We start from the raw sequence: 12,327 nt of genomic DNA on the forward strand, positions 1-12,327 counted from the left end.
CAGTCAAAGAAGCCCTGCCATTCTGGCGGGGCTTTTTCATTTCGGGGTCTCGAACGCGGCATGGGCCAGGCGCAGGAGGCCCGCAAAGCGGCGGCGTTCCGGTCCGGTTTGCCGGGGCTCGGGGGGCAGGGTCTGCCAATCGATCAGAACGCGCATCCGGCACAGGAAGCCGATGGACGGCTCGTCCACGCCGACCACGTCATATCCCGCAAACAACCCGCTGAGATCGACGCCCGGCAGAATACGCCCGGTGGCGTCCGGTGGCGCCAGAAGCGCGCCGTAATGCACGGCAAACCGGGCGATATCATGCCCGACAGGGACCGGCGTGACCGGTCGGGGATCAAGTCCGGTGACCTGCGTGCCGCAGATCATCAGGTTCCGCAGGTTGAGGTCGCCGTGACCTAAGGTGGAGACGGTTTCGCGCCCCTCGAAATCGGCTGCCATGTCGGCCAAGCGCGCGGCCGCTTGTTGCCAATCGCGGGCGCGGGGCGGGGCAGGACGCGCCCCGGTCTCCATCTCATGCGCCAGACGCCTCAGGTGCCTGACGGAGTATTTCGGCTGGAAGTTGCGCCGCGCGTCGATCCCTGCGCCATGCAGCCCGGCGATCCAGCCGCCCGCCAAGGCAAGAAGCGCCGCGTGGTCGGCATCCGGTCGGGACAACGCGTCAAACAGCGTCTCCCCTTCCGCCCAGCGCATGACGCAGATCTGCGCCTCGGCATCCACGGCGAGGAGTTCCGGAAAGCCGTCGAAGCGGGACGCGGCCTCCATCTGGGCTGTGATGTCGGCCAGAAAGGCATCCGGATCGCGGGGGGCTCGCACCTCTTTGACGGCGAGGCGTGCATCGCCGCGTGTCAGTCGCCACACGATCCGTGTGCGCTGGCGGTCATCGCGTCGGGACGCGACCTCGGCCTGCCAGCCTTCGGGGGCGATACCCGCCTCGGCACATAGGTCAAACCACTTGGAACCGAATGCTTTTTCGGCGTTCACTCTCTTTTCTCCGACATCGGACGCGGGCCTTGCGCCATGCCATCCGCTTGCGCCTCACATGTCCAGCCCCCATATGGCGGCAAGGCATAAAGGAGAGCGACATGGCCGACGACACCTTCCCCGGCTGGCACGGCACCACGATCATCGGCGTCCGCAAGGGCGGACAGGTGGTGGTTGCGGGTGACGGACAGGTCAGCCTCGGGCAGACCGTGATCAAGGGCAGCGCGCGCAAGGTGCGGCGCCTGTCGCCGGGCGGATACGACGTGGTCGCGGGCTTTGCGGGCTCCACCGCCGATGCGTTCACCCTGCTGGAGCGGCTCGAGGCCAAGCTCGAGGCGACACCCGGCCAGTTGCAGCGCGCGAGCGTCGAATTGGCCAAGGATTGGCGCACCGACAAGTACCTCCAGAAGCTCGAGGCGATGCTGATCGTCACCGACGGGCGCGATCTGTACGTCATCACTGGCGCGGGCGACGTGCTGGAGCCCGAACATGACATCGCCGCCATCGGATCGGGCGGGAATTTCGCATTGGCCGCCGCACGCGGGCTGATGGAGACCGACCGCTCCGCCGAGGAGGTCGCCCGCCGCGCGATGGAGATCGCCAGCGACATCTGCGTCTACACCAACGGCAACCTGACCGTCGAAACGATCGGCGGCTGAGCGGCGCACACAAACTTAATTGAGTTTGTGCGGCACCGTCCCAAGGTTGCGAAAGGAATACCCATGACAGACCTCACCCCCCGCGAAATCGTCTCGGAGCTCGACCGCTTCATCATCGGCCAGAAGGATGCCAAGCGCGCCGTGGCCGTGGCGCTGCGCAACCGTTGGCGGCGCAAGCAGCTGCCCGATGACCTGCGCGAGGAAGTCTATCCGAAGAACATCCTCATGATCGGCCCCACCGGCGTCGGCAAGACCGAGATTTCGCGGCGGCTGGCAAAACTCGCCCGCGCGCCCTTCGTGAAGGTCGAGGCCACCAAGTTCACCGAGGTGGGCTATGTGGGCCGCGACGTGGAACAGATCGTGCGCGATCTCGTGGATGCCGCCATCGCCCAGACCCGCGACTTCATGCGCGAAGACGTGAAGGCCGCGGCGCATAAATCCGCCGAGGATCGCGTGATCGCGGCCATCGCCGGGGAAGATGCCCGTGAGGGCACGCGCGAACGCTTCCGCGAGAAGCTGCGCTCGGGCGAGCTCGATGATACCGAGATCGAGATCGACGTGGCCGAGACCGCATCGCCCTTCCCGATGATGGAAATCCCCGGCCAGCCCGGAATGGGCGGCATGGGCGGCGGCATGAATCTCGGCGATATCTTCGGCAAAGCCTTTGGTGGGCGCACCACCCGCAAGAAGATGCGCGTGGCGGACAGCTACGAGGTGCTGATCTCCGAAGAGGCGGACAAGCTGCTCGATGACGAGCAGGTCAAGCGCGAGGCGATCCAGTCGGTCGAGCAGAACGGCATCGTCTTCCTCGACGAGATCGACAAGGTCTGCGCGCGCGCCGATGCCAAAGGCGGCGATGTGAGCCGCGAAGGTGTGCAGCGGGACCTTCTGCCGCTGATCGAGGGCACGACCGTGTCCACCAAGCACGGGCCGGTGAAAACCGACCATATCCTGTTCATCGCCTCAGGCGCGTTCCACATCGCGAAACCTTCGGACCTTTTGCCGGAATTGCAGGGCCGTTTGCCCATCCGCGTGAACCTGCGCCCGCTGACCGAGGCGGATTTCGTGCGCATCCTGACGGAGACGGACAACGCCCTGACGCGGCAATATACCGGGCTCATGGGCACTGAGGATGTGACCGTCAGCTTCACCGAAGAGGGCATCGCGGCGCTGGCGCGGATCGCGGCGGAGGTGAACACCTCCGTGGAGAATATCGGCGCACGGCGGCTTTACACGGTGATGGAGCGGGTCTTCGAGGAGCTGTCCTTCAACGCTCCCGACAAGTCCGGCGAAACGGTGACGGTGGATGCGGAATTCGTCGAGAAGCATCTAGGCGATCTGAGCCGTTCCACGGATCTGAGCCGGTACGTGTTGTAAGGGAATAGGCGTGGTGGGTTTTCACCCACCCTACGATCAAAGCGCCTATGTAGGGTGGGTGTCCACCCACCATTTCGCCCCTCAAATTAAAAACGCCCCGCCAGATCGGCGGGGCATTCTTCGTTCAGTCGATCCGCTGGATCAGGTGTTCCACCAACGCTCCGCCATGCGGCCATTGTCCATCTGCCAGAGGTTGCCCACCGTCTCGGGCGTCCCGATCGAGGTCTTCAGCGCCTGCACGTAGTTGGCGAACATCGGGATGATGACCCCGCCATCGTCACGCAGGATGCGCTGCATCTCGCCGTATTGCTCGCGCCGCTTGGCGCTGTCGAGCTCGGCACGGGCCGTGATCAGCAGCTCCTGGAAGCGTGCGCTGTCCTTGCTGTCCCACTGAGTGTCGTTCCACGGCACGCCTTCCTCGTAGGCCGACGAGAACATCCAGTCCTCGGTCGCGCGGCCCGACCAGTAGCAGGCGCACCAGGGCTTCTTGATCCAGACATTCGACCAGTAGCCATCCGCCGGTTCCTGCACCACGTTGATGTTGATGCCGCCCGCGGCTGCCGATGCCTGGTAAAGCTGGGCCGCATCGACCGCGCCGTCGAAGGCCGCCGAGGAGGCCGAAAGATCGACGTTGAGCTCGGTCAGGCCTGCCTGTTTCAGGTAGTACTTCGACTGGTCCGGGTCGTAGGGGATCGGATCGAGATCGGCGACATATTGGCTGGCGGGGCCAATCGGGCTGTCATAGGCGACCTTGCCGTGCCCGAGCAGGATCTTGTCGACCATTTCCTGACGGTTGATGCCGTGCTTGAGCGCGCGGCGAACATTGACGTCGTTGAACGGCGCGACATCGGTCAGCATCGGGAAGCTGTAATGCTGGTTGCCCGACACTTCCTGGATGGTGACCTGCGGGTTCGCCTTCAGAAGCGCCTCGGTCTTGAAGTCGATCCGGTTGATCGCATCGACCTGACCGGTCAGCAGCGCGTTCATCCGCGCGGTGTTGTCGTTGATCGCGATGTACTCAAGCTCGTCGAACCAGCCCGCTTCGCCATCCTTGTAGTGGCTGTCGACACGGCGGCCCACGAAACGCACGCCCGGCTCGAGGCTGACGGCCTGATAAAGACCGGTGCCGATACCGTTCGCGATAGCCTCGTCGATCTGGCCTGCGGGATAGATCAGCAGGTGATAGTCGGAGAGCAGATAGGGGAAGTCCGCATTGCCAGATTCCAGCGTGAACTGAACCTGGTGCTCCGTGACCTTCTTCATTTCGGAGATCGCGGCCACGATGGGCTGGGCGGCGGATTTGGCACCTTCCGCCACATGCATCTGCAGCGATTCGATCACGTCATCTGCGCCGAAGGCCTTGCCGTTATGGAAGGTGACGCCCTGGCGCAGGTTGAAGGTCCAGACCTTCGCATCGGCCGAGGCTTCCCAATCGGTCGCCAATTCACCCTTGAGGCTGCCGTCGGCGGCGACCTCGGTCAGGTTGTCGAAGACTGCACCTTGCGCTGCGGCCAGCATGAAGATGTCCGAATGGGTCCGGCCATCCCAGCTATCCGAGGTATTGGCGCCCGAAAGGCCCGCAACGAGGCGACCGCCCCGCTTGGCTTCCTGCGCGCGCAGCGGCAGTCCGGTTGCGGCCAGAACACCGGCGGCGGCACCTGTGCGCAGTAGTCCGCGTCTTGAGATACGTGTCATATTGGTCTCCCTATCGTATCCGGGCTTACGCCCTGTTGATGAGCCTCGTTCGAGGCATTTTTAGTCGTTCATTTTCTCGACGGCGGCATCCCCGAGATTTTCGCGGCCGCGTTCCTCAAGAAGGTTCGTCAACCAATCGGGGTCCATCTCGGGCACCGAACTCAGCAAAAGGTCGGTGTAGGGATGGTGCGGCGGCTTGAACATGGCGTCCTTCGGACCCTGCTCGACCACCTCGCCATCCTTCATCACCACCACCTCGTCCGAGATAGCGCGCACTGTCGCAAGATCGTGGGTAATGAACATGTATGACAGTTTGAGGTCATCCTGCAGTCTTGCCAAGAGTTTCAGGATGCCTTCCGCGACAAGTTGATCGAGCGCGGAGGTGACCTCATCACAGATGATGAACTTGGGCTCCGCGGCCAGCGCCCGCGCGATCCCGATGCGTTGCTTCTGCCCGCCGGAAAGCTCGGAGGGCAGACGATCGATATATTGCTCGGGCGGCAGCTCGATCTGGTTTAGGAGCTCGGCCACACGGTCGCGCTTCGCCTTGCCCTTGAGACCCATGTAAAATTCCACGGGGCGTCCGATGATCTCGCCGATGGTTTTCTGCGGGTTCAGCGCCGTATCGGCCATCTGGTAGATCATCTGGACCTGCCGCAGCTGATCCTTGTTACGCTTGCGGTAATCGGCGGGAAGGTCCTGACCGTCGAGCTGGATCAGCCCCGATGTGGGCGGCAACAGCCCGGTGATGCAGCGCGCCGTGGTCGACTTGCCCGATCCCGATTCGCCGACAACGGCAACAGTGCGCCCTTCGTGGATGTCGAAGCTGACATCGAACAGGACCGGGATCTTGCCGTAGGCGGCGTCGACATTCTGCACGGAGATGACAGGTGTCGCGTCGGTGGCCGGTGCGGGCTTCGCGGGCCGCTTGAAGCTGCGCACCGCCCAGAGCGACCTGGTATAGTCTTCCTTCGGCGCATCGAGCATCTCGCGCGTCGGGGCCTCCTCGACCTCATCACCGCGCAGCAGCACCTTGATGCGGTCAGCCATCTGCGCCACGACCGCGAGGTCATGGGTGATGTAGATTGCCGCCGTGCCGAACTGGTCGACGATGTCGCGGATCGCAGCCAGCACCTCGATCTGTGTGGTCACATCGAGCGCGGTCGTCGGCTCATCGAAGATGATGAGGTCCGGTCGACAGGACATCGCCATCGCCGTCATCGCCCGCTGCAGCTGCCCTCCCGAGACCTGATGCGGATAGCGAAAGCCGATCTCTTCGGGGTTGGGCAGGCGCAACCGCTCGTAGAGATCCATGGCGTCACGCGCGCTTTCGCCCTCGCTCATCACGCCGTGCCGCACCGGGCCTTCCGTGTGCTGGTCGATGATCTTGTGCGCGGGATTGAAGCTCGCCGCTGCCGATTGCGCGACATAGGCAATGCGTTTGCCGAGAAGTGCGCGCTTCTTCATCAATGGCGCGTTCACCAGATCGACACCGTCGAATTCCACCGACCCGCCGGAGATGCGCACGCCGTCCCGTGTGAAGCCCATCGCAGCGAGGCCAACGGTCGACTTTCCGGCGCCGGACTCCCCAATGAGGCCCAGAACCTCGCCCTTGTGCAGCGTGAGGTCGACGCCGTTGATGATCGGCATCCATTCCTCGTCGGAGCGGCCTTCGATCTTCAGATCGCGGATTTTCAGAAGCACATCGCTCATCGGCTCAATCCTTCAAGCCCGAGGACCGGTGCAACATCCAGTCCACCACGAAATTGACCGCGACGGTCAGCAGCGCGATGGCGCCCGCGGCCATCAGCGGCAGCGCGGCTGCCAGCGGCGAGAATTGCGCGAAGTTGATGAATTGCGACAGGTCACGCACCATCGTGCCCCAATCGGCCAGCGGCGGCTGGATGCCGACGCCGAGGAAGGACAAAGCTGCAATCGTCAGGAACACGAAGCAGAAGCGCAGCCCGAACTCGGCCAGCAGGGGGGCTGTGGCATTGGGCAGGATCTCCTTGAAGATCAGGTAGGACAACCCTTCGCCGCGCAGCTTCGCAGCCTCGATGTAATCCATGACGACGATGTTCTGCCCCACGGCGCGGGCCAGCCGGAAGACGCGCGTCGAATCGATCACGGCGATGATGATGACCATGTAGACGGTCAGGAGCCATTGCTGCGACCCCGCCCAGGCAGACGCGATCGTCATCAGCAGGAGCGCGAAGATCAGGGACGGGATGGCCATCAGGACATCGACCATGCGGCTCAGCACGTTATCGAGCCACCCTCCGATCACCGCGGCCAGAAATCCGAAGGAGCCGCCCAGGAAGAAGGCCAGGCAGGTGGTCGCGAAGGCGATCCCCACCGTGTTCTGCGCGCCGTAGATCAGGCGGGTCAGTAGGTCGCGCCCGATCTGGTCAGTGCCCAGCGGATGCGCGGGATCGCCGCCCGTCGCCGGGTTGCCACCGGGCAGGACATTGACGCCATCGAAGACCTCCGCCTGTCCGTAGGGTGCGAGGGCGCCCGCGAAGATCGCGAGGATGGCATAGATCAGGATCACGAGGATGCCGAACGCTGCTGTCAGCGGCATCGACCGGAACGCCTTGCGCGTGCCCTCGGTGCCGATGTGGCGTCCCGCGATGCGGAACAGGAAGGCCGAGATTGCCGCGATGACGAAGCCCTGCACCGCCCAGCGGAAGAACACCGCCCCCGGCTGGAACCAGAGCCAGATACCGCCCAGAACCGCGGCCGTCGCCACGACATACCCGAAGGCGACCGCGAATGGCATGTCGCGGAAATAGGGCTTGTTGCCTGTTGCGGTCTGGCCTGCGAACCGGAAGACCCAGCCTCCCGCCAGCAAGCCAGCCAGAAGAACGGCGAACCAGAGAAGCGTACTCATTTCGGATGCCTCAGGCGCGGGTTCGATATGATCGACATGATATCCGCCATCAGGTTCAGAAGGATGTAGGCAGCGGCGAAGATCAGGCAGCAGGCCTGCACAACGGGGATGTCGCGGATCTTCACGCTGTCGACGAAGAGCTGCCCGATCCCGGGATAGACGAAGACGACCTCCACCACGACCACGCCGGTGATGAGATAGGCGAGGTTCAGCGCGATCACGTTGATGATCGGTGCCAGCGCGTTGGGCAACGCGTGATGCACGATGACGCGCATGGGCTTCATGCCCTTGAGGCGCGCCATCTCGATATAGGGGCTGGCCAGCAGGTTGATGATCGCAGCCCGCGTCATCCGCATCATATGCGCGATCACCACGAGCGTCAGGGTCAGCGCGGGCAGCATCGTTTTCTGCAGCCGCTCACCGAAGCCCATGCCCTCGTAGATATTGGACAGCGACGGCAGGATCGGATTCAGCACCGCCAGAAACAGGATAAGGATATAGGCCACGAAGAATTCCGGGCTCGAGATCGACGTCAGCGCGAACATGTTCGAGCCCTTGTCGAACGCCGAGTTGCGGAAGAGGGCAGCCAGAATACCGAGACCCACGGAGAGCGGCACCGCGATCAATGCCGTCACGCCGGCAAGAAACAGCGTGTTCTCGAACCGCGGCGCGATCTGCGACATCACCGTGGCGCTGCTGCCGGTATCAGTTCCGGTGAAGCTCGCGAAATTGGCCTGTGCGAAGGATCTTCCGAGATCGCCCTGAAGCGTGCTCGACAGCCATTCCCAGTAGCGCACCAGCGGCGGCTGATCGAGGCCCAGATCCCGCCGGATGGAGGCCACGGCTTCAGGTGTCGCACCCTGCCCGAGGATCGCCTCGGCGAAATCGCCGGGCAGCATGTTCACGGCGGTGAAGATGATAATGGAGACGATGAAGAGGGTCAGCACACCCAATGCGAGGCGCTGCGCGATGATTTTTACGAGGCTTGACACAGATCCGGGTAATTTCCTGTCGCGGACGTTACCGCAAACGTAACGTTATACTGAGTGATGTAAACCCTTGTGGGCCCCTCTGCGCCCTCCGGTCGCGCTACCGGGCGAGGTCGTCCATGGCGCGCACCAGCTCCGCGCTGATGCCGGGCTCGGACAGGGCGTGGCCCGCATTGCGGATCATCCGAAGGTCCGCGCCGCGCCAATGGCGGGCCAGTTGCCAGGCGCGCATGGGCGGGCAGATCATGTCGTAGCGGCCCTGCACGATCACGCCGGGGATGTCCTGGATGCGGTCGATATTCTTCAGGATCCAGCCGTCTTCGGGCAGGAATCCACGATTGGTGAAGTAATGGTTCTCGAGCCGGGCGAAGGCGCGCGCATACTCGCCCGGCGCCTCGCCGCCCGACCCGTTCGAATGAATGGAGGCGAGCGCGTTCTCCCACGCGGACCAGGCGCGTGCGAATTGCGTCTCGATCCTGAGATCGCCGGAAAAGAGCCTCCGATGATACGCACCGATGAGGTCATCCTGCTCGTCCGGCGGCACGAGGTCGCGGAACCGCGCCCAGGTCTCCGGCCAGAACTGCCCGGCGCCCCCGCCATAGAACCAGTCCAGCTCGACCTGCGTCATCAGGAAGACGCCGCGCAGCACGAGATGGCGCACGGCCTCGGGATGAGAGATCGCGTAGATCAACGCCAGTGTCGCGCCCCAGGAGCCGCCGAAGACGATGAATTTCGGGATGCCCAGCTCCGCGCGGATCACCTCGATATCTCGGACGAGGTCCCAGGTGGTGTTGTCGTTCACGCTGGCATGGGGCCGCGACCGCCCGCAGCCGCGCTGATCGAACAGGACGACGCGGTACACGTCCGGATCGAAATAGCGCCGCATCGCCGGACTGCAGCCACCGCCCGGACCGCCATGCAGCACGATGACCGGCACGCCATCGGGTTTGCCGGATTGCTCCACATAGATCGTGTGACCGCCCGACACGCTCAACATCCGCTGGTCGAACGCGTCGATCGGCGGGTATAGGTACTGGACGGCGCGCTTTTGACCCAGGTCTTTATCCATACCCCACCTATATGAGAGAAGAACGCCGAAAGACCATGAGATTTTGCCGATGAATGCTCCCGCGGACCAAGCCAGCGTCGATCCCTCCGAGATCGCCAAATTCGAGGCGATGGCCGCCGAATGGTGGGATCCGAACGGCAAGTTCCAGCCCCTGCACGAGATGAATCCCTGCAGGCTGGACTACCTCACGACCCAGATCGCGGGCGAGTTCGATCGCGACCTGTCGGGCCCTGCGCCTTTTGCGGGGCTCCGCGTGCTCGATATCGGCTGTGGCGGCGGGCTTCTTTCGGAACCGATGGCGCGTCTCGGTGCGGAGGTCACGGGCATCGATGCGGGCGGTGGAAACATCCCAGTGGCCCGCGCCCATGCCGAGGGTCAGGGCCTGACCATCGATTACCGCCACATGAGCGCCGAAGCGCTGGTCGCCGAAGGCGCGAGTTTCGACGTGGTTCTGTCGCTCGAAGTGGTGGAGCATGTGGCCGATCCGGCAGGCTTTCTGGGCGTCTGCGCGTCGCTCGTGCGTCCGGGCGGGCTGTTTCTGTGCTCCACACTGAACCGGACGCCGAAATCCTTTGCCGCGGCGATAGTCGGGGCGGAATGGGTGATGCGCTGGCTGCCCAAAGGCACGCATGACTGGTCGAAATTCATCACGCCCGACGAATTGACGGCGATGATCGACGCGACCGGCCTCGAAACGGTAGATCGCAAGGGCATGGTCTTCGATCCGATCCGGTGGGACTGGTCCTTGTCGGATCGCGACCTTGCGGTCAATTACGCGGTCGCGGCGATCAAACCGGGCTGAAGCGCGGCCCGGAAAACTCCCGGTCATGGGTCAGCGAAGGCACCTTGCGGCGCGCCTCCGCGACAGCCGGGAGGTCGAGATCGACGAGGAACACGCCCTCCTCCTCGCCCGCATCGAGCAGCACCTCGCCCCAAGGGGCCACGACCATGGAATGCCCGTAGGTCTTGCGCTGCTTGCCGTGTGACGTGGGATGCGTGCCCATCTGCGCGGCGGCGATCACGAAGCACCCAGTCTCGATTGCGCGGGCGCGCAGAAGCGGCTCCCAATGCATGGGGCCGGTGGCTGTCGAGAAGGCGGAGGGCACGGTCAGAATCTCGGCACCGGCCTGCGCCAGCGTTCGATAGAGATAGGCAAAGCGCAGATCGTAACAGATCGACAGACCCAGCGTGCCGAAGGGCGTCTCGGCCAGCACGGCGGCGTCGCCCGGCGCATAGCCGGCACTTTCGCGATACGTCTCCGCCTCGGATACCTGCACGTCGAACATGTGCATCTTGTCGTAGCGCGCGCGAATATCGCCGGTCGTATCGATCACGAAGGAGCGGTTGGCGAAACGCGTCTCGGGCGGGTCGGATTTCAGCGCGAGAGAGCCTGCATTGACCCAGACGCCATGCTGCGCGGCAGCCTCGCGCAGGCCGGACAGGGTCGGATCGTCCGCTTCGGTTTGCAACACCTGGTTTTGGTGCGTCCGGCTGGCGGAGACGCAATTCGTCACTTCGGGCGTGAAGACCATGTCGGCGCCCTGCCCGGCCGCCTGCGCGACCATGCGCTGCACGGTCGCGAGGTTCTCCGCCGGATCGTCCGACGCGCAGATCTGAAGCAGCGCCGCCTTCACTGTGCCAGCATGGGATCGAGCTTGCCCGCCCGGTCGAGCGCGAAAAGCTCATCGCAGCCGCCCACATGGGTGTCACCGATGAAGATCTGCGGCACGGTGCGGCCGCCATTGGCGCGCTTGATCATCTCGGGTTTGCGATCGGGATGCACCATCACGTCGATCTCGGTGAAGCTGGCGTTCTTTTGGGTCAAAAGCCGTTTGGCGGCATGGCAGAAGCCGCAGAGCGGCGATGTGTAGATTTCGATTGCGGGCATGGATCTTCTCCTGAATTCCGTTTGCCCTGAACTTAAGCAGGCTTTGCCACGCGTGCCAGCGCGGGAACGCAGACCTGCTGTGCGCCCGCCACATGCGCGGCCTCGGTCGCCGCGGCCAGCGTCGCGCCCGAGGTCATCACATCGTCGACGATCAGCACCGGTTTGCCTTCCAGAACGCCCGCGCGGCGCGGATTGGGCGCGATGGCACCGCATAACGTCTCGAACCGGGCCTCGCGACGCGCACCGTCAAGGCTGGGCGTCCGGCGGGTCCGCACCAGCGCGTCATGGCAGACGGGCCGGTTCACCGTGCGGCCCAGCGCCGCGGCCAGAAGTCCCGCCTGGTTGTACCGCCGCTTGAGCCGTCGCGTCCAATGCAAGGGCACCGGCACGATCAGCGTCTCGGGCACAATCAGCCCCTGCGCCGCACGCGCGAGCCATATCGCGGCAGGGCCCGCGATATCGTGCCGGTCCGCGTGTTTCAGCTTCAGGACCAGATCGCGCGCACGCCCGGAATAAAGAAGCGCCGCGCGTCCCTTTGCCCAGGGCCGTGCGATGGTCAGGCATGTATCGCAGAGCGAGGCGCCGTCCTGCACATCACCCGAAAGCGGCGCGCCGCAGGCATCGCAGCCAAGCCCGGTGATGAAGGGCGTCTCGCGCCAGCAGGGCCCGCAGAGGGCGCCGTTTTCGGCAACGAGACCACCGCAGGTCAGGCAGGAGGGCGGATAAACCGCATCGAGCAGCGTTTGCATCAGCCCTGTCTGCACCCTATCTCG

Annotated in this window: 12 protein-coding genes; 3 read left to right on the top strand and 9 right to left on the bottom strand. The window is 64.2% G+C overall.

The genetic code is table 11. The annotated features are described in order from the left end of the window. Positions 1-36: 36 nt before the first annotated feature. Complete coding sequence (locus FIV09_RS17450) at positions 37-987, bottom strand: phosphotransferase (RefSeq protein ID WP_152452001.1); 951 nt, start codon at positions 985-987, stop codon at positions 37-39. 101 nt (positions 988-1,088) lie between these two features. On the opposite strand from FIV09_RS17450, the gene hslV reads away from it, so the two are divergent. Both hslV and hslU read left to right on the top strand, forming a co-directional pair. Next, positions 1,089-1,646 carry an ATP-dependent protease subunit HslV gene (gene hslV, locus FIV09_RS17455; RefSeq protein WP_152452003.1) on the top strand — a complete coding sequence of 186 codons (558 nt, stop codon included), beginning with the start codon at positions 1,089-1,091 and terminating at the stop codon, positions 1,644-1,646. A 63-nt stretch (positions 1,647-1,709) separates the two neighbouring features. Further along, on the top strand, positions 1,710-3,023 hold the full coding sequence (gene hslU / locus FIV09_RS17460) for an ATP-dependent protease ATPase subunit HslU (protein WP_152452005.1): 1,314 nt from the start codon (positions 1,710-1,712) through the stop codon (positions 3,021-3,023). Positions 3,024-3,164: 141 nt separating this feature from the next. On the opposite strand, the gene FIV09_RS17465 is transcribed toward hslU, so the two are convergent. The 5 genes from FIV09_RS17465 to pip form a co-directional block, all read right to left on the bottom strand. Next, the gene (locus FIV09_RS17465; protein ID WP_152452007.1) at positions 3,165-4,718 is read right to left on the bottom strand and encodes an ABC transporter substrate-binding protein; all 1,554 of its coding nucleotides are present in this window, start codon (positions 4,716-4,718) and stop codon (positions 3,165-3,167) included. Between the two features lie 60 nt (positions 4,719-4,778). After that, complete coding sequence (locus tag FIV09_RS17470) at positions 4,779-6,431, bottom strand: ABC transporter ATP-binding protein (protein ID WP_152452009.1); 1,653 nt, start codon at positions 6,429-6,431, stop codon at positions 4,779-4,781. A 4-nt stretch (positions 6,432-6,435) separates the two neighbouring features. After that, positions 6,436-7,608, bottom strand: a complete 1,173-nt coding sequence (locus FIV09_RS17475) for an ABC transporter permease (protein WP_152452011.1) — start codon at positions 7,606-7,608, stop codon at positions 6,436-6,438. Next, on the bottom strand, positions 7,605-8,600 hold the full coding sequence (locus tag FIV09_RS17480; protein WP_152452013.1) for an ABC transporter permease: 996 nt from the start codon (positions 8,598-8,600) through the stop codon (positions 7,605-7,607). The genes FIV09_RS17475 and FIV09_RS17480 overlap by 4 nt, the downstream gene beginning before the upstream one ends. 97 nt (positions 8,601-8,697) lie before the next feature. Next, positions 8,698-9,666, bottom strand: a complete 969-nt coding sequence (gene pip / locus FIV09_RS17485) for a prolyl aminopeptidase (protein ID WP_152452015.1) — start codon at positions 9,664-9,666, stop codon at positions 8,698-8,700. Between the two features lie 49 nt (positions 9,667-9,715). Between pip and ubiG the strand changes: the two genes are divergently transcribed. Then, positions 9,716-10,468 carry a bifunctional 2-polyprenyl-6-hydroxyphenol methylase/3-demethylubiquinol 3-O-methyltransferase UbiG gene (gene ubiG / locus FIV09_RS17490; protein ID WP_152452017.1) on the top strand — a complete coding sequence of 251 codons (753 nt, stop codon included), beginning with the start codon at positions 9,716-9,718 and terminating at the stop codon, positions 10,466-10,468. On the opposite strand, the gene FIV09_RS17495 is transcribed toward ubiG, so the two are convergent. The 3 genes from FIV09_RS17495 to FIV09_RS17505 are packed head-to-tail and all read right to left on the bottom strand — an operon-like array spanning position 10,455 to position 12,303. Next, a complete protein-coding gene (locus tag FIV09_RS17495) occupies positions 10,455-11,300 on the bottom strand; it encodes a carbon-nitrogen hydrolase family protein (protein WP_152452019.1) in 846 nt (281 codons plus the stop codon). The two genes, ubiG and FIV09_RS17495, sit on opposite strands and share 14 nt — an antisense overlap. Then, the gene (grxC, locus tag FIV09_RS17500; RefSeq protein WP_152452021.1) at positions 11,297-11,554 is read right to left on the bottom strand and encodes a glutaredoxin 3; all 258 of its coding nucleotides are present in this window, start codon (positions 11,552-11,554) and stop codon (positions 11,297-11,299) included. Before grxC ends, FIV09_RS17495 begins: the two co-directional genes overlap by 4 nt. 32 nt (positions 11,555-11,586) lie before the next feature. Then, a complete protein-coding gene (locus tag FIV09_RS17505; RefSeq protein ID WP_152452023.1) occupies positions 11,587-12,303 on the bottom strand; it encodes a double zinc ribbon domain-containing protein in 717 nt (238 codons plus the stop codon). Positions 12,304-12,327 lie beyond the last annotated feature (24 nt).

Source organism: Roseivivax sp. THAF197b, assembly GCF_009363255.1.
Lineage (GTDB): Bacteria > Pseudomonadota > Alphaproteobacteria > Rhodobacterales > Rhodobacteraceae > Roseivivax.

Excerpts from the sequence above, each read along its gene's own strand:
- hslV (WP_152452003.1), top strand. The coding sequence starts at position 1,089 with ATGGCCGACGACACCTTCCCCGGCTGGCACGGCACCACGATCATCGGC.
- hslU (WP_152452005.1), top strand. The coding sequence starts at position 1,710 with ATGACAGACCTCACCCCCCGCGAAATCGTCTCGGAGCTCGACCGCTTC.
- FIV09_RS17465 (WP_152452007.1), bottom strand. The coding sequence starts at position 4,718 with ATGACACGTATCTCAAGACGCGGACTACTGCGCACAGGTGCCGCCGCC.
- FIV09_RS17470 (WP_152452009.1), bottom strand. The coding sequence starts at position 6,431 with ATGAGCGATGTGCTTCTGAAAATCCGCGATCTGAAGATCGAAGGCCGC.
- FIV09_RS17475 (WP_152452011.1), bottom strand. The coding sequence starts at position 7,608 with ATGAGTACGCTTCTCTGGTTCGCCGTTCTTCTGGCTGGCTTGCTGGCG.
- pip (WP_152452015.1), bottom strand. The coding sequence starts at position 9,666 with ATGGATAAAGACCTGGGTCAAAAGCGCGCCGTCCAGTACCTATACCCG.
- ubiG (WP_152452017.1), top strand. The coding sequence starts at position 9,716 with ATGAATGCTCCCGCGGACCAAGCCAGCGTCGATCCCTCCGAGATCGCC.
- grxC (WP_152452021.1), bottom strand. The coding sequence starts at position 11,554 with ATGCCCGCAATCGAAATCTACACATCGCCGCTCTGCGGCTTCTGCCAT.
- FIV09_RS17505 (WP_152452023.1), bottom strand. The coding sequence starts at position 12,303 with ATGCAAACGCTGCTCGATGCGGTTTATCCGCCCTCCTGCCTGACCTGC.